This is a genomic window from Leptospira ilyithenensis (assembly GCF_004771005.1).
Classification (GTDB): Bacteria; Spirochaetota; Leptospiria; order Leptospirales; family Leptospiraceae; genus Leptospira_A; species Leptospira_A ilyithenensis.
Genome location: NZ_RQHV01000062.1, coordinates 240,360 through 258,422, shown reverse-complemented (window position 1 = coordinate 258,422; position 18,063 = coordinate 240,360). Strand labels below are relative to the sequence as shown.

The following is an 18,063-nucleotide window of genomic DNA, read 5'->3' as shown; positions in this document are numbered from 1 at the left end:
TATGAATAAAAAATTTATCACACTCCTTGTCCTCATAGGCCTATCCCTTTCCGGAATTGCTTTTTTCTCCTCCAAGGAAACTTCTTTTCTCCTTTTGGATGCGTCCGAACTTGCAGCAAACCAAGCTCATTACCACGACCAAAACCTACGAGTGCGCGGGTTTGTAAAAGCAGGGAGCCTCGTTAGGGAAGGCAAAAAAGCAAAATTCACATTGGAACTGAATGACTTAACGGTTCCGGTCTATTTTACAGGAGCAACCCTCCTTCCTGATGCATTCAAAGAAGGTGCACGTGCAAGAGTCGACGGAAAACTCGATAAAGGAGTGTTAGTTGCCACTCATGTGGAAGCAAAATGCGCTTCCAAATATGAAGCAGGTTATGCGGAAGAAAAATGAACAATCTAGGAACCATTCTTCTCGCTTCTTCTCTCGCCATTTTATCCTTTTCACTGATCCAAACAGCCTACGGAATTTATAAAAAAGACCGCAAAGCCACAGAACTCGGTCGTTTGGCGCTTATGACAAACCCAGCCATCATCGTCCTGACCTTCCTCGTATTATTAACGCAACTGGTAAGATCCGACTATAGCAATTATTATGTGGTGATGCATTCCAGCGAACACTTGCCGTTATTCTACAAAATGACCGCTATCTGGTCCGGGTCTTCCGGATCACTTTTATTCTGGAACCTGATTCTCAACATATTCACCTTTATTGTGTTATGGCAGACCCGCAAGTCCATCCAGGATAGAATTCCGGTGATGAATTTGATACTTGCCGTTCTATCCGGATTTTTTTCCTTCTTAGCGGTATTTTACGCTGATGCACAACCTTTCCGCGAATTCCAACCGGAAGCTGCTGCCGGAAGAGGACTCAATCCCCTTTTGCAGCATTGGGCGATGATCATTCACCCGCCCATACTGTACATCGGTTATGTGAGCATTTCTATTCCTTTCGCGATTGCCATGTCGGCACTTGTATCCGGTCAGCTTTCCGAAGATTGGATGAAATTTATCCGCAAATGGACTTTATTCTCCTGGTTCTTTTTGGGAACTGGAATTCTATTGGGATCGAAGTGGGCCTATGAAGAGTTAGGTTGGGGCGGTTATTGGGCATGGGATCCTGTTGAAAACGCATCCCTTATGCCTTGGCTTTTAACAAGTGCCTTCGTTCATTCCGTCGTGATTCAGGAAAGAAGAGGTATGCTAAAGTTTTGGAATATGATTCTCGTCATCCTGGCATTCCATTTCAGTTTGCTTGGCACTTGGATCACCCGTTCGGGAGTTTTGGAAGGACCTCATAGCTTTTCAAAGTCCACGATCGGAACACCTTTCATTTGTTATATTATCGCAAGCTTCGTTTTTTTTACGGGATTTGTCCTTTACAGAAGAAAAGATTTGGCACCGGAAAGAAACCTGGAGGCAATCACCTCGAAAGAAGGTAGTTTTTTACTGAACAATTTTCTACTCGTTCTTTCCACAGCAGCGATCCTACTAGGGGTGTTTTCTCCTCTTCTTTACGGAAAAGAATTCAAAGCACCTTGGTTCAATTCCTGGGGAGTTCCGGCAGGGATCTTTCTTTTGCTACTTATGGGTTCAGCTCCCCTACTCGCTTGGAGGAAAGGGGCGGGCTCTGTATTTTTAGCAACTTTGTTCAAACCGTTCGTTGCGGGACTGTTAGGTGCCGGACTATATATCTTATTCTATTCTCAAAACTTCACACGAGGGGATTCGGAATACGGAGATCTTTTGAGTGAAGTTTATTCCGTTTTAACCGTCGGGATAGGGATCTTTACGATTGCGGGGATTTTCCAAGAATACTACAGAGGGATCAAAGCCCGCAAAGAACAAAATCCGGAAGAGTCCTACTTTTCAAGTGCATTCAATCTTCTGATCAAAAACAAACGCAGGTATGGCGGTTATCTGGTTCATTTCTCATTGGTTCTCATTTTTATCGGTTATGCGGGAAATGCATTCAAACAGAACACTTCCGTCAAGTTTTATTATCAACTCTCCCCTCCTACTTCTCCTGAAGTTGTTTACACGTCGATAGACAAAAGTGTAATCTCAGGTTATCAGATCGAAGCTTCCACTTTGAAAATCAAACCTGTGATGGTTTCGGATAACGACGATAAACCGAATATCCAAAATGTAATCGTTTCCCAAGAAGGAACTTTCAGTATCTACCGAGGAACAACCAAGGAAGCCGATCTCGTTACGGAGAGAAGGTTCTACCCCCAGATTTCCCACCTAACGGGAGATTTCGAAACACATATTCCGACCAGTGAACCCGCGATTCTCTCTCTTCCCAAAGAGGACTTCTATATTCAGTTAGGCGCTATTGAAAAAGCGGATATGAGTTCCGAAAACCCGGACTTACCTCTTATGTTTATGAATTATTATTTTACCGGCTCCACTGGGAACGAAAAGCTCGCTCTCTATCTTCAATTTCCCAAAGAGATCGTTGCCAATTTGGAAATCTGGATCAACCCTCTTGTCAAATTGATCTGGATCGGATCTCTCCTCTATTTCCTCACCGGAATCTTTCTGTTATTGCCCATTGGAGAAAGAAAATCCGCCAAAAAGGAATCGGCAACATAAATGAACCAACTTACTTCAGTTATGTTGGGCGAATCCCCCTTGCGGGGGTCGGGCTATCCGCTCCAATCTGCTACGCAGGATTTCCGCTTCTATCCCTTTCGCAAGATTACAAAATTATTTAAAACTTTGATCGCGTTGTTCTTATTCGGTTCTCTGAGCTTATCCCCTTCCGGTTTGATGGCACAAAAAACCACAACCAATCTCAAAGATCCTGCACAAATCAAAGCTTTCCACGAAGCCACGGAACGGATTCGGTGCATATGTTTGCCAAGTCTTCCCATCCAAGCTTGCTCATTTAATATGTGTTCTGCATCCAGCTACCTAAAATCTTTTATTGAAAACCGAATCCGGGAAGGAATGAGTTCCGAGGAAATCGTAAACAAAATGCAAGGCGGGTTCGGAGAAGGAATTTTAACAGACTCCGTAGTAAAACATTTTGTAGAAAGTGGAAACCAAGGCATGGTAGATTCACTTGTCTACGGGTTTGGTCCGAAGATTTTAGCAACTCCTGATAGTACCTGGATCAACTTCACATTATTTGGATTAGGTGCTCTGGGACTCGGTTTGATTTATTTTTATTTTGCTAAATTTAAACCGAATCTTAAGAAGGAAACCATAACCAAGAGCACAGATTTAACTACTGAAGAAATCAGTCGAAAGATAAAGAATTGGGAGAATTCGGAAGGGTAACAGGATTTTCCTGAAAGAAAAGATTAAGATGAGACATAATTCGGCGCGGGTGCTAAAATCCCCCACCCTGTTGATCAGCTTCGCTGATGATTCTCCGAATACTTTTCGCTTCTAATGGCGCTCAAAGGGGTTGGGCGGTGTGGCTCGTAGGCTGCCGTCATCCACCTAACACAAAATCCTTATTCCCACAACTTGATTCTTCTTATCCTTAAATTTTTTTAAAATAAGTTCGCCTTTTTGCCTTCTCGAACCTGGATCAAACTATTTACTAAATTTTGAATGTCCCCCTCCCGAATGGTGGCGTTCAAGCTCACCCGTAACCTAGGTGTGGGCACCGTAGGCGGGCGAATGGCACGAACATCCAATCCCTTCTTTCGCAACTCCTCCGAATAATATAATGCCTGTTGTTCGGATTCCATCAGGATCGGAACGATATGGGAAACTGAGGGAGAAATGGAAAATCCGTTTTCGGAGAGTTTTGTTCGCAAAATGTCCGCTACACGGAGCAAATGAACCCTTTCCTTATCCATATCACGCAAAAGACTCAAAGATTTCAAAGCAGCAGTATAGATTGCCGGCAGAGAGGCAGTACTGAAAATAAATGATCTCATCCGATTCACTAAATGTTCTCTACCTAGTTTCGTAGTAGCAATGATCCCGCCTTCTAGGCCCAAAGATTTTCCCAAAGTATAAATCCGATAATCAATAGATTCGATTTCCTCCTCGCTCAAATCAGCGAAAGCCAATCCTCTGCCGTCTTTGCCAAAAATTCCGAACGAATGCGCTTCATCCAAAATCAGAACAGCGTTGTATTTTCTTTTCAGAGCAACTAATCTCTGCAAGTCGGGTTTGTCTCCGTCCATACTGAAAAGGGATTCGGAAACGATAATCTTTTTTTTTGATTTGGAATCTTCCGATGAAGTAACTTTGGCCAATTGTTCTTCCAGGTGATCCAAGTTCAAATGATTGTAATACTTTTTGATCGCACCGGAAATGCGAATCCCATCCAAAATTGATGCATGATTCAAACGATCCGTAAAAATCACAGTGCGCGAATCTGCGATCGTATCGATCAATCCGAAGTTTGCAATAAATCCGTTTGCGACTGTTAGACTGGCCTCCGAATGTACGAAAGAAGAAAATTCATTTTCCCAATCGTCCATTGTTTGCCTATGACCACGTACCAAACGTGCAGCAGTAGAACCGACAGTATCTGTATCCAAAGCCTCCTTAAAGGCAGAAACCAATCCAGGATGCCCGGATAATCCCAAGTAGTCATTGGAACAAAAATCAATTCCGTACGTTACTTTACATCGCCTGTAAAGGTTTTTAGCACGAATCGATTCCATCTCTTTTTCGATTTGTTTCCAATGGTCGTACATAGTTTACTAAATTCTCGTATGAAGGTTTTTTTCCGATTTCTTTTTACTCATATATATAAATTCTTCACTTCAAATATGGATTCTTTTCCTTTTTCCGAGAACGATCTCATACGTATGAGAGATGCGAAACGCATCACTGCCATTACGGGCGCCGGTATTTCCAGCGAAAGCGGAATCCCTACATTCCGAGGCGAAGGTGGGTTATGGAGAAATTACAGGGCGGAAGACTTGGCAACGCCGGAAGCATTTGCCAAAAATCCGGATCTTGTTTGGGAATGGTACGACTGGAGGAGAGGAATCTGTGCAAACGCTTTGCCAAACCCAGGGCATATAACACTTGCAAAATGGGAGAATCTCATCCCAAATTTCGCACTGATCACTCAGAATGTGGATGGGCTCCATCCGCGAGCCGGATCCAAAAACCTGTATCAGATTCATGGAAACATATTCACAGCAAGATGCCTTGGTTGCGGAAACTTAACGGATATCGACCCTAAAAAACAAAGGGAAGATTCCTGTTCTATTTGCCGTTCCAAACTCAGACCACATATACTCTGGTTTGGTGAAACATACGAATCAGGTCTACTTGAATCCTGTTTTCAAACAACATCTTCTTCCGATTTGATATTGATCATTGGAACCAGCGCCAATGTTTCGGTCCCTGCGAGTATAGCCAAGGAAGGAATCCGCAACGGAGCTCTCAGCATAGAAATCAATCCGGAAAGGACTTCATTATCCGATTTGGTCGATTATTCACTACAAGGAAAATCAGGAGAAATTTTACCAAAACTACTGGATGAAATTTATAAATAGAATGAAATGATCCTATATGATTACGGTTCTACTTTTATTTTTATCCAATATCTTTATGACATTTGCCTGGTATGGCCACCTAAAGTATGCTAAGTCCAATGGGATATTTTATGTGATCCTATTTTCCTGGGGTATCGCTTTTTTCGAATATATGCTGATGGTTCCCGCAAACCGAATCGGTTACACTCAATATAAACTGGAGGGTTTTCAATTGAAAATTCTGCAGGAAATCATAACCATCGTCGTATTTATCTGTTTTGCGACATTCGTGCTTGGGGAAAAAATAAAGTGGAATTATATAATCAGCTTCGGGCTTATCTTACTTGCCGGTTATTTTGCATTCGTATTTGGAAAAGAATCACAAGGACATTAAAAACCCGACAAGTTCCTTCGCTATTGTCTCTTTCGGCAGAGGTCCGATTTCTTTCATCACCCCCGAACGGTTGTATATACGAACGGAGGAATCTTTTTCTCCAAATCCTTCCGTTTGACTGACATAATTTCCTACGATCCAATCAATTCCTTTTTTTTCCAATTTTTCTTTGGCGTGTTTTTCCAAATCTCTTGTTTCTGCAGCAAATCCGATGCGAACCGCATTTTTCCATCCTTTCTCTTTTACAAAAGCGGATACTTGTTGCAAGATGTCCGGATTTTCCTCCAGTTCCAAGAGCAAACCTTTTTTGGCGCCTTCCCTGTTGTCTTTCTTTATCTTATGTTCTGCGGTCATGATCGGACGAAAATCGGCAGGTGCCGCCGCCATAATAAGAAGAGTGTCTTCTTCCATTTCCTCAAGAACCGCGTCTCTCAATTGGATCGTAGTTTCGACCGAAATGATCTTCTTTGCACGGTCCACATACGCATACTTTTCCAGAGTATTTCCATGAATATACACCACGTCGATGTTATGTGATATAAATGCCTTTGCAATATGGAATCCCATTTTGCCGGAAGAGGCATTAGAAATATAACGAACCGGATCAATCCACTCCCTGGTCGGGCCGGATGTGACGATGATTTTTTTGTATTTGGAGTTCATAAAAGGAAAAGGTATAAAAAGATATTTTATATTTTAGAATGAAGCTCGATGATTTTTTCTTCGATGGATTCTACGGTTGCCAGTTTTCCGTAACCTTCATCCCCACAGACTACAATCCCTTTGTCGGGGGATACGATATGAACTCCGTCTTTTTCCAGAAGAGACAGATTTCTCTGAACCGCTTTGTGAAGATACATTCCAGGATTCATGGAAGGAGCAACAAGTATCGGGCAAGTCGCAGCAAGATAAGTGGATGTTACCAAATCGTCAGCGATCCCATTTGCCATCTTTCCGATTGTATTTGCGGAAGCGGGAACCACCGCAAATACGGATGCAATGTTTTTAATTTCAATATGTGCCATCCCTGTATCAAATTCGTTGATTCTTACGGGTTTGCCAGTTAACGCTTCGAAGGTGATCTTACCCACAAAATGTGTGGCATTTTCCGTCATGATCACCCGAACGGGAAATCCTTTTTTGGTGAGATTACGCACAAGCTCGCATGCCTTGTAGGCCGCAATGGAACCGGAAACAGCAATTACGATTTCTTTTGAACTCAAGGGGAAACCCTACCTATCCTCGCCTGCCAGTTCCCTTTCCGATTCCGAATCAGACTCGTCCGCAAAAGCGCCCTTAGGTGTAAAGAGGATGGATACGATTTTGTTTCCTTCCATTTTTTTTACCTTCAGAATTCCTTTTTTGATTCGAACGGAACTTCCCTCTTTGGGCATGTCCTCGTTTTTTTCCAAAAAATATCCTGCAATGGTTCTGACTTCTTCCATATCCCGAGGCTCTTCTCCTTCCAGAATGCCAGTGAGACTGTCGATTTCGGTTTCACCGTCGATTAGGATCGGTTTTGATTTTTTGGTAACTGCGGGAGTATCCTTCTCGTCAGTATCCGTTTCATCCCGGATCTCGCCGAAAAACTCTTCTATGATGTCTTCCAACGTCAAAAGCCCTGCGACTCCGCCGTATTCATCGATGACGATCGCCATATGCTGCTTTTTTTCCCGAAGTTTTGACATTACTCTTTCGATCGACATTGATTCGGGAACAACGGCAAAATCCCTTTCCATAATCGCCGTTATCTTTTCTTTTTTGCCTTTGCTGGTAGCATGATCGGCTTGCCACTTGAGATATTTTTGGACATGTATAATGCCCGTTATCTTGTCCAGTGTTCCGTCGTAGATCGGGTATCTGGAAAAACTATGTTCGGCAATCAAAGGAAGAATCTTGTCAATTGTGGAATCCTGCGAGATACCTACGATGGAAAGGCGGTGAGTCATTACGTCTTTGGCAGTGTGTTCCGAAAAATCGAAAGTCTTCTGGATAAGACGCATCTCTTCATTATCAATTCGCCCGTTTTTCCTTTGCTCTTCAATGATGATCATCAATTCTTCGGGAGAGTGCACGTATTTATCACCTGTTCGCTGGAGACGGAAAATGGTAAGTACTCCTCCTGCAAGACGATTCATCACGAATGTCACTGGAAAAAACAAATAATAGAACAACCACATTGGCCCGGAAACACCCAAAGCAACTGCCTCGGTATTTTGAATCGCAATGGTTTTGGGAACAAGCTCACCCAAAATCACATGAAAGAGCGTAATCAGAGTGAAAGCAACTCCGATGGAGATACTATGAATCGTAACTGCTTCCGCAGGGATGGTAAACAGGCTGAAAATCCCGCCTACGATCCTTGCAAAATACGCTTCTCCGATCCAACCGAGAAGTAAGCTAGCGACCGTTATGCCAACCTGACAGACGGAAAGCATATCGTCGATTTTTCCGATCGCCTTTTTTGTTAAAAGCGCCATGGAACGATTTTCTTTGACCAACTCCTCCAAACGGGAAGGGCGGAGGGAAACCATAGCAAACTCGGAGGCTACGAAAAACCCGTTGATAAAAACCAAAAGAAAGATAAGAAAAATGCCTATCAGTTCCATAAGAACTCTTTTCTTTGATAAGAATGGAAAGGCAAAGGTCGGAAGGGTGACAGTTCAAAACTGAGAAAGAATGGCAAAATGAGCGGCAAAATAAAAATACTATCGGGGTCCATCGCGGATGTGTAACTCTTCCTCCTAAGGAGAGACGAATAACTGATAAGTATTGGAATTACTCATACTCTGTCAGCCTATATTTTTCGAAAAAAAGGATCTAATTCTGAAATTATGTCTCATTATATTTTTCCCTATTAATGGGGTGTTTGTGAGATAACGACTCCTTCTTCCCGATAAAAAGCGGGGTCCAGGAGGAAAGCTGCATTCGGTAGATCGGAATAGGACCATTTCGGTTTGTAAAATACCGATTTTACACCGGACCGGAACCAAAACTGAAGCCAAGCCAAATGAGATGGATAAGAATCCTGCAAAGATTTGGTAAGAACTTTATCCGAATAAATAATGGCGCGAGGCACAGTCCTGTAGTCAATCCTTCTCGAAAGTCGGGTCAAACTCATCTCTTCGAAATTTCCGGCTCCGTTTTTGCAAGCCCAGGCCAAATCCCGAAACGGAGAATTTCTAGACTGCGCCTCAAAGTCCCAAAGATGGGCGCGTTCTTTTTCCTTCAGAATCCTGGATCCTTCAAAATAGGAAGTTTCCACCGTCTTCAATCCATTCACCGGATTTGGGAAAGGGCAACTCCAACTAACAACCGATAGTGATTTTCCCGAGTCGGTATTCGGCATCATGGAATAAAAAAGGAAAAAATTCTTATCCTTGAAATCTCTTTTCAAAACGCGGGATACAACTAATCCCGGTTCGTTGAAATAAATCTGATGACGCTCGGATTCCCGTGTCAGATAATAAAAATCTTTAACCGACTCGGTCACTTCTATGGAGTCGAAACGGGAAGTTCTTATTTCTTTCCAGGTCAGCGCGTTTTTCTTTGATTCTTTCGGGTTATAAAAAAACAAAAAGATCGAATCTTTATAAGGTAAAATAATGATGGAAGGATTCTTGGATGCTTCCAAAGCTTTTGCAGGAGACTCTTCATCCTGTCTTGCCAGTATCGTAGACTCGGTTTGTCTACTCTCCACATAAGTTGAGTCGAAAAATTTGGATTCTCTTTGAGTGTGAAAACCGGAAAGGTATTTGAATTGGGATTCTACAAATTGAATCTGAAAAAGAGACTGGGGTTTTCCTTTTTCATTCAACTTCCTTTTGATAAGCTCGTAATTGTACAAAGATTCCAAAAGTCCCAGGCCGTCCGATTCATCTTTTAAAAACTGAATCGAATAATCCCAAAATTGATCCGTAGAAAATGAAACCGGTCTGTAATTCCGAATCAAAAACAAATCTTCATAAACGGCGGAATTTTTGTAATCGGAAATCCCTTCCCGTATATGAGTTGTTATTGGGCCTCTTTTCCCGGAAGCAGCGTGAGCAAAAACAAATCCGAAATTGCGAATGAACTCGGTGGAAAAAAACGAATTTTCCGTATCAAGAATGCCCCGGCTTTTGGTAAATTCGATTGTGGATTTGCGAAATTCCTTTCTATAGATCTGATTGTATCCCTGCAGCATTGTAGCTGCGTATTCCAAACGACGCCATCCTTTTCCCGCAGCCATGTAAATGATTTCATCTGCAATCTGCGAAGAAATCTCCGGATTCTGATCCATAATGATCTGTGCCAATCTGAGTTTCGGCCAAATATCGTCTTCGTTCAGTTTGTCGGGGTCCTGGATTTTCTGAAGAGCACGAATCGCATTATCCGCGCTTTGTGCTTTCCAAACACTGACTGCAATCAAATCCTTGGCACCTGTAATCGTAATAGGCTCGTTCAAAACAGGATGAAGGATATTGGAAGACCAATTGGACAAATCCAATTTCAAATAATACTCTACGGACTTTTTATAATCTTTTTGCAGAAAGGCAAGCACTCCGAGTTTCAAGTAAATCCGATTCGTATAGGAAGTTTTTTTGCTCTTTGTAATTTGAAGATACTGTAATAAAGACTCTTCCGCGAGTGAATAATCTCCTCCCAAGGTTTGAAAAAAGGAAAGTCTTTCTATCGAATTTTCGCTCACGTTTCCGTCAGCAATCCTTTCAAAATCCATAATCATATTTTGGAAATAAAAAGCTTCGCGAATCAAACCAAGGAACGCAAGTTTGGCGGGAAGATCCTCATCGATCCGATCCAAAAGAGGAATCCACTCAAGCAGCGGATCTTCGAAAAAAGGAGAAGCAACCCTCATAATATTAACGTATTGTTTGTGCATGTCCTTTTCTTTGCCGTTCGGCAAATCGATGTAATACTGCAATCGGAAGACCCTGCAAAGCGCATAGTATGGTTTTGATTTCAGACAATCCATTTTAAGCATGGATTTTTTCTCGTCCTCTCCTCCCTGGAAAAGATTGGCATGCATGTTTTTTGCCAGATTTCGAAAATAGGTGTTCGGTTCCTTTTGAATGTATGTATCTAAGACTTTAATCGCTTGGATATCTTCTCCTTGCGCCTGTTTCCATAAAGAAGTGAGAAGTGCGTCGGCAAACGAATATTCTCCTTTTTTGGTTCTTAGGTCATAAAGAATATTCGCAACTCCTACTTTATCTTTTCTCTTCAAATAGAATTCGCCTAATGCAAGATAATAGTCGATTTCCTGATTTGTGTTCAAATTTTGAGGGGATTTAAAACGAAATCCATCTCTTGAGGAAATGACTTCATTTCCCCCGATCATCAGGGCGCCTCCATCGGAGTTTACAGACCAACCCTGATTTCTTTTGCCCTGGCTCTGCAGCCTGGAAGGAAAAAATGCCAGGGCCCCGAAGATACAAAGGAGAAAAAATGAATAATAGTGGAACATAACCCTACTTCATCCTCTCAAATCGACGAATTTTGGTCAAGTGACATAAGTTTTCGGGAAGTTTCCCCGTACAAATCCTGATAAAAACCGTTTTCAGGAAAGATATAGATTCTATACAAGAAATTGAACTGTTCCACGGAAAACAAAAGCGGGTGCGTTTCCGAAGTCCTAAAATATAATATCAGTTACATGATTGCGAAATAAATTTTCACCCAAAAATAAACACAGGCTAGACTTTATTTTCACTTTACGAGGGAAGAAATTCACTCTATTATTGCGATGAATCGGTACCATGACTGCAAAAAAAGTAAACTATCTGAAAGAAGAGTTTTTCAATTATATGAAGGCAGATCTTTCCCTTTTCAACTTTATTCTGGAAAACTCCATCGACGGAATCTGGTTTACCGATTTGGAACGCCCGGGACAAAATTGGCTTTCCGATTCCTTCTGGAGCGGCCTGGGATACGACCCGAAATCGGTCGAGAAAAACAACCTGCAATGGGATGATCTGATCTTTCCTGAAGATAAGCTGAAGGCCTCGGAAAGTTACAGAAAATATATCGATAAAAACGCCCTCACCTACGAGGAAGTTTTACGCTTCAAACATAAAACCGGCAAAACCGTTTGGCTGCAATGTAGAGGAACCGTAATTCGAAACGAAGAAGGCAAACCCATTCGGTTGTTTGGAAGCCATATCAACATTACAACATTAAAAGAGAACGAAATAATATTACACAAAAATTCTTCCCGCCTAACATCTTTATTGAATAATGTAGGAGACATGATTTTTGTTTTCGACTCAAATTTCGTATTTCAGGAATTTCAAAAACAAACAATGGATTCCTACTTCATTTCACCTGACGAGTTTACCGGCAACCCGCTAAGGAGCCTTCCTTTCCCCGAAGGACTTGCAGACAAAATGGAAAATTGTATTACTCACACGATTCAAACGGGAGAAAAAACAGAACTTGATTATTCCATCCAATATGCGGACGAGGAAAGAAGGTTTCATACTATCATTTCTCCCATTTACAACGAATTCAACAAAATAACAGAAGTTATCTCTGTAGCCAGGGATATAACGGAAAATTACAAACTCCAGAAGACCATCGAGGAAGAAAGAGGAATCTTTATCAACGGACCGACCGTAGTTTTCAAATGGAAAGCGGATCCCGATTGGTCTATGGAATATATTTCTCCGAATGTTCAAAACCTACTCGGGTATTCCGTTCGAGACCTCATGAACGAACAAAACCATTATTTGGAATTGATCCATCCGAACGATAGGGATAGAATCAAATTGGAAGTCGAACTTTACATCAAACAAAAGTTAGCTTACTTTGTTCAGGAATATAGAGTTATACAAAAAGACGGATCCGTCATAACAGTCATAGATTATTCCACGCCAATTTACGATGAAAACAATTCCGTAAAATGTATGTTCGGATATGTACAGGATATTTCGGAAAGAAAAAAATTCGAAGAAGAAATCCTGCGACAAAGAAACGAAATCCGTCGCGTCTACAAAAGCCTGGAAGATACGAATTCGGTAGCTCATATAGGAGGCTGGGATATTGACCTCCTAACAAATACATTATGGTGGTCGAAAGAAGCCAAAGCCATGTATGAAGCGGAAGAATCGTACATTCCGGATCTGAATGCCGCTATGAACTTGGTAAAAGAAGGAAAAAGCCGGGAAAAATTTTCAGAAGTTTTCGAAGAAGCAATCACAAAAGGAACCAAGTACGATATTGAAGTTCAATTTCTGACTCTCAAAGGCAGGGAATTCTGGGCAAGAACCAGAGGAAATCCCGAATTTAAAGATGGTAAATGCGTAAGAATCCACGGCTCCGTCGAGGACATCAACGAACTTAAATTAGACGAAATTAATCGTGCGATCACGGAAGAACAATTCAAAAAAGCTTTCGAATCTGCTGCATTGGGAATGGCGATCGTAGCTCTCAACGGGAAGTACGAAGAAGTAAATCTAAGGCTATGCGAAATGTTCGGTTATTCGAAAGAAGAGATGAAAAACAAAACACTTCAAGAACTCACTCATGAAGATGATTTAGAAACCGATCTCATTCATTTGCAGGAGCTTCTGGATGGAAAAAGAGACAATTATCAAATGGAAAAAAGGTATTATAGAAAAGACAAATCAATTCTTTATGCCATGATGAGCATTGCCATTATTCATTCGTTAGACGGGACAGCTCATCATTTTGTCGCACAAATCAAAAACATTACGGATCGGGTCATCGCCGATCAGAAATTGAGTCTTGCACTTGGAAATTTGCAAACCATCATGGACGCGAGCACTCATGTATCGATTACAAGTACCGATACCAACGGAGTATTTACAAGCTTCAATAAAGGTGCTGAAACTTTACTCGGTTATACGGCGGAGGAAATGATAGGATTACAAACTCCCCTAGTGATCCATAATGAAGAAGAAGTAACCAAACGTTCCGAGGAATTAAGCGAGGAAATAGGAAGGCCTATTTCCGGGTATGAAACATTCGTGTTCAATGCAAGGCTCGGGCAATATGATTCCAGAGAATGGTCTTACGTTCGCAAAGACGGAACCAGTTTTCCGGTTCAATTGATCGTTACTGCGATTCGGGATCAGAGCGGAGAGATCATAGGTTACCTGGGAATCGCTAGTGATATTTCCCAATTGAAGGAAACACAAAGACAGCTTAGAAAAAGTGAAGAACGCTGGCAGTTTGCACTGGAAGGTTCGGGAGACGGGATTTGGGATTGGGACGCGCAAACTGACAAGGTTTTTTATTCCAGCCAATGGAAACGAATGTTCGGTTATGAAGACAATGAAATCGGAAGTACATTGGAAGAATGGGACAAGAGGATTCATCCTGATGACAAGAATGCCTGTTATGCGAAACTAAATCAACATTTTAACGGGGAAACTCCGTTCTATTCCAATGAACATAGAATGTTATGCAAAGACGGAACATATAGATGGGTTTTGGACAGAGGTAAAGTAATCCATTGGACCAAAGACAAACAACCCAAACGGGTCATCGGAACCCATACCGACATCACCGAACGGAAAAAAATGGAAAAAGCCGTCATTGATGCAAAACTGAGAGCGGAAGCAGCTAACCTATCAAAGTCGGAATTCCTTGCAAATATGAGTCACGAAATCAGAACTCCTCTTAACGGAGTCATTGGGTTCAGCGATCTTCTTATGAGAACGGAATTGGACGAAACACAACAACAATACATGCAAACCGTTTACCAGTCCGCAACTTCTCTTCTGGATCTGATCAACGATATATTGGACTTTTCAAAAATTGAAGCAGGCAAAATGGATCTGCATATCGAGAAAGTGGATATCTTCGAACTTGCCGGTCAGATCGGAGACATGGTGAAATACAAAGCTCATGAAAAAGGTTTGGAGATTTTACTCAATATAAATACGAACACTCCTCGCTTTATATGGGCAGACTCTGTTCGACTAAGACAGGTTATGGTAAATCTGCTTGGCAATGCGGTTAAATTCACCCACTCCGGAGAAATTGAAATCAAAATCGAATGTTTGAATCCGCAGATTGACAATCCGATAAAAGATTTTATGTTTTCCGTAAGAGATACCGGTATCGGAATTTCAGCATCGAATAGGCAAAAAATATTCGAAGCGTTCGAACAGGAAGATTCTTCTACGACAAGAAGATACGGAGGCACAGGTCTCGGACTTGCCATTTCCAATCAACTTTTAGGACTGATGAACACCAAACTCCAATTAGAGAGCGAACCTGGTCGGGGAAGTTGTTTTTATTTTCCGCTGAAACTAAAGTCGGAAAACGGAGAATTGCCCGAACTTAACGTAGAACTGAAAATTAAAAAAATACTCATTGTAGATGATAACTCGAACAATTTGATCATTCTCCGTGAGATGCTCGCTACCAAAAACATCAATGCGGATCTCGCAACTAACGGGATCGAAGCCTTGGAAAAAATCAACAGACAAAGGGACTATGATGTGATTCTGATTGATTACCATATGCCATATATGGACGGATTGGAAGTGATCCGAAACATCAGAACCAAGATGGGTCTTTCTGCGGAAGAACAATCGATTATTTTTCTACATAGCTCATCGAATGATCTGGAAGTGGAAAAAGAATGCACCAGGCTGGAAGTTCAATTAAGAATTGTTAAACCTATCAAAATGGAACAACTGTTCGCAAGTCTTGCCAAGATTAGAGAAAAGCCGAAAATGACAAAAGGAAAAATAACGGACTTACCTGCTACTTCCAAAGACAAACGATCCATTACGGTGATGATCGTGGAAGATAACAGCGTAAATATGTTATTAACAAAAACCATTGTAAAAAAATGTCTTCCTCAGTCTCAAATCGTAGAAGCTGAAAACGGAATAGAAGCCATCGACAAATTCAAACTGTATTTGCCCGATCTCATCCTGATGGACATTCAAATGCCGGAGATGAACGGTTATGATGCAACCGTTGCCATACGCAAAATTCCCAAAGGAGAAACAATTCCTATTCTTGCTCTAACTGCGGGAACTGTCAAAGGCGAAGAAGAAAGATGCAGGGAAGCCGGAATGAACGATTATATTTCCAAACCGGTAGTTATGGCAACGATCAAAAACAAAATCCATAAATGGACCGAAAACTGGCAGGTTAAATAATAATACCTTTTTTAGCTTCGCATCTTCTTATGACGTAGAGGTGCAACTTTGTTACTTTCTCTTTCCAAATTAACCAAAATCATCGGTGAAAAAGTTTTATTCAAAAACCTGGATTTCGGAATTTCCGAATTGGAAAAAGTTGCGATCGTAGGCATCAACGGTTCGGGAAAGTCCACTTTGCTCCGAGCCATTCTCGGCAAAGAAGAGTTAGATGCAGGAAACATAGTCGCCAACAAACAGCTGAAAATTGCGGTTTTGGAACAAAATCCGACCTTTGACCCGAACGAAATCATCTTAGATCATATCTACCAGGGAGGAGGGAAAATGGTTTCCCTCATTCATGATTATGAAGCAGCTTGCGATGCTTTGGAAACAGGCACGGAAGAAGCCGAAAAAAATTATACAAAACTTATGCAGGAAATGGATCGTTTGCAGGCCTGGGATTATGAGGCTCAGATAAAATCCATATTATCCGAGTTAGGTGTCAACCATTTGGAGAGAAAAATGTCCGAACTCTCCGGCGGAATGTTGAAAAAAGTGGAACTTGCAAAATCACTGATCGAAGAAAGCAATCTATTAATTTTGGACGAGCCTACCAACCATTTGGATGTAAATTCGATTTTGTGGCTGGAAGATTACCTGATCAATTGCGAAAAAGCAATCTTACTCATCACTCATGATCGTTATTTTTTGGACAGAGTCGTCTCTAAGATATTGGAAATCGATCGGGGAAATTTTTTCAACTATGAAGGAAACTACTCCGAATACCTGGAAAAAAAAGTAGAAAGGGAAGAAACCTTACTCAAACAGGAAGACAAAGCAAAACAATTTCTGAAGCAAGAAATCAAATGGCTCAAAAGACAGCCTAAGGCACGTTCAACGAAGCAAAAAGCGAGAATTGATCGTGCAGAATCCCTGAAGAACAGGGAAGTATTCGAACTTCAAAAGGAATTGGAGTTGAGTGTCGCGGCGAAAAGACAAGGCAAGACCATTTTGGAAATCCATTCTTTACAAAAATCCTTTCAAGATAAGGCGATTGTCAAAGATTTCACCTATTACTTCAAAGCAAAAGAAAGACTGGGAGTCATCGGGGCCAACGGAGTCGGCAAGTCGACTCTACTCAATTTGTTTGCGGGAGTCTTACAACCGGATTCCGGCTTTATCAAACCTGGGATCAATACCAAAATCGGATACTTTGACCAAATCAGCAGAGAACTTCCTTTGGATATGAACGTATTGGATTATATTAAAAAGTATGCGGGAGAATACATCACAAACGACGAAGGAGAAAAGATTACCGCTTCGAAGATATTGGAGCAGTTTTTGTTCGACGGAAAAACACAACACTCCCAAATCGCCAAACTTTCCGGAGGCGAAAAAAGAAGACTCTATCTGGTTCAGATACTTATGTGCGGACCCAATTTTCTGATCTTGGATGAACCTACAAATGATTTGGACATTCAAACTCTTTCCATATTGGAAGATTTTCTGAATGGTTTTCCGGGCACTGTTGTTACAGTTTCCCATGATCGTTATTTTCTAGATCGTGTCGCAGAATCTTTGTTAGTATTCAAAGAAGGTGGCCAAATAGATACATATATAGGAACCTTTTCTTCTTTTTTGGAAAAACAGATTTCCGACAAAGAAGAAACACCTTCCAAAGCAACCAAAGCCGAACCTACGGCAGAACCGAAAAATTCTGGTTCGAAAAAAGACACAAAGGAAGACAAACTTCGGAAAAAAATCGAAAAGGAAATTGAAGATCTGGAATCCAAAAAAACGGAACTCACCTCTTCTTCGGAAATCCATTCCGCTGATCATAAAAAACTGCAAGAAATCGGTAATGAAATAGGAAAGATAGAAAGTCAAATCGCAGAGAAATACAAAGAATGGGAGAATGTATAAGCTAAGTAACGAATACATATTTTTCTTTCGCACAATATATTATCATTATGCATAATTCATTGTAAGTTTCTTTTTCCCATCTTCTTCCGAAACAAACCGACTTTAAAATTAAAATACAATATCTTTTCCAAACCGGAGAAAGACAACACTTACAAGAATT

12 protein-coding genes are annotated in these 18,063 nt (G+C 41.3%); 7 read left to right on the top strand and 5 right to left on the bottom strand.

Annotation, left to right across the window (positions count from 1 at the left end; genetic code table 11):
* The first annotated feature begins 1 nt into the window (after window position 1).
* The 3 genes from EHS11_RS17880 to EHS11_RS17870 are packed head-to-tail and all read left to right on the top strand — an operon-like array spanning window position 2 to window position 3,288.
* A complete protein-coding gene (locus EHS11_RS17880; RefSeq protein ID WP_135765727.1) occupies window positions 2–394 on the top strand; it encodes a cytochrome c maturation protein CcmE domain-containing protein in 393 nt (130 codons plus the stop codon).
* Complete coding sequence (locus EHS11_RS17875) at window positions 391–2,598, top strand: heme lyase CcmF/NrfE family subunit (protein WP_135765726.1); 2,208 nt, start codon at window positions 391–393, stop codon at window positions 2,596–2,598. Before EHS11_RS17880 ends, EHS11_RS17875 begins: the two co-directional genes overlap by 4 nt.
* Window positions 2,599–3,288: a cytochrome c-type biogenesis protein CcmH gene (locus EHS11_RS17870; protein WP_342775480.1), complete on the top strand. Its 690-nt coding sequence runs from the start codon at window positions 2,599–2,601 to the stop codon at window positions 3,286–3,288.
* A 218-nt stretch (window positions 3,289–3,506) separates the two neighbouring features.
* Here EHS11_RS17870 and EHS11_RS17865 read toward each other — a convergent pair whose 3' ends face one another.
* On the bottom strand, window positions 3,507–4,670 hold the full coding sequence (locus EHS11_RS17865) for an aminotransferase class I/II-fold pyridoxal phosphate-dependent enzyme (RefSeq protein WP_135765725.1): 1,164 nt from the start codon (window positions 4,668–4,670) through the stop codon (window positions 3,507–3,509).
* 75 nt (window positions 4,671–4,745) lie between these two features.
* Between EHS11_RS17865 and EHS11_RS17860 the strand changes: the two genes are divergently transcribed.
* Both EHS11_RS17860 and EHS11_RS17855 read left to right on the top strand, forming a co-directional pair.
* Entirely contained in the window at window positions 4,746–5,483 is a 738-nt protein-coding gene (locus EHS11_RS17860; protein WP_135765724.1) for an SIR2 family NAD-dependent protein deacylase, read from the top strand.
* A gap of 16 nt (window positions 5,484–5,499) precedes the next feature.
* Window positions 5,500–5,856, top strand: a complete 357-nt coding sequence (locus tag EHS11_RS17855; RefSeq protein WP_135765723.1) for a DMT family protein — start codon at window positions 5,500–5,502, stop codon at window positions 5,854–5,856.
* Here the strand turns inward: EHS11_RS17855 and EHS11_RS17850 are convergent.
* The 4 genes from EHS11_RS17850 to EHS11_RS17835 form a co-directional block, all read right to left on the bottom strand.
* Complete coding sequence (locus EHS11_RS17850; RefSeq protein WP_135765722.1) at window positions 5,842–6,519, bottom strand: phosphopantothenoylcysteine decarboxylase domain-containing protein; 678 nt, start codon at window positions 6,517–6,519, stop codon at window positions 5,842–5,844. The two genes, EHS11_RS17855 and EHS11_RS17850, sit on opposite strands and share 15 nt — an antisense overlap.
* A gap of 26 nt (window positions 6,520–6,545) precedes the next feature.
* Window positions 6,546–7,079: a phosphopantothenoylcysteine decarboxylase gene (locus EHS11_RS17845; RefSeq protein ID WP_135765721.1), complete on the bottom strand. Its 534-nt coding sequence runs from the start codon at window positions 7,077–7,079 to the stop codon at window positions 6,546–6,548.
* 9 nt (window positions 7,080–7,088) lie between these two features.
* The gene (locus EHS11_RS17840) at window positions 7,089–8,465 is read right to left on the bottom strand and encodes a hemolysin family protein (protein ID WP_135765720.1); all 1,377 of its coding nucleotides are present in this window, start codon (window positions 8,463–8,465) and stop codon (window positions 7,089–7,091) included.
* 248 nt (window positions 8,466–8,713) lie between these two features.
* On the bottom strand, window positions 8,714–11,197 hold the full coding sequence (locus tag EHS11_RS17835; RefSeq protein ID WP_246048033.1) for a tetratricopeptide repeat protein: 2,484 nt from the start codon (window positions 11,195–11,197) through the stop codon (window positions 8,714–8,716).
* Window positions 11,198–11,615: 418 nt separating this feature from the next.
* Here EHS11_RS17835 and EHS11_RS17830 point away from each other — a divergent pair, with 418 nt between their 5' ends.
* Both EHS11_RS17830 and EHS11_RS17825 read left to right on the top strand, forming a co-directional pair.
* Entirely contained in the window at window positions 11,616–15,998 is a 4,383-nt protein-coding gene (locus EHS11_RS17830; RefSeq protein ID WP_135765718.1) for a PAS domain S-box protein, read from the top strand.
* 48 nt (window positions 15,999–16,046) lie between these two features.
* The gene (locus EHS11_RS17825; RefSeq protein WP_135765717.1) at window positions 16,047–17,903 is read left to right on the top strand and encodes an ABC-F family ATP-binding cassette domain-containing protein; all 1,857 of its coding nucleotides are present in this window, start codon (window positions 16,047–16,049) and stop codon (window positions 17,901–17,903) included.
* The last annotated feature ends 160 nt before the right edge of the window (window positions 17,904–18,063 follow it).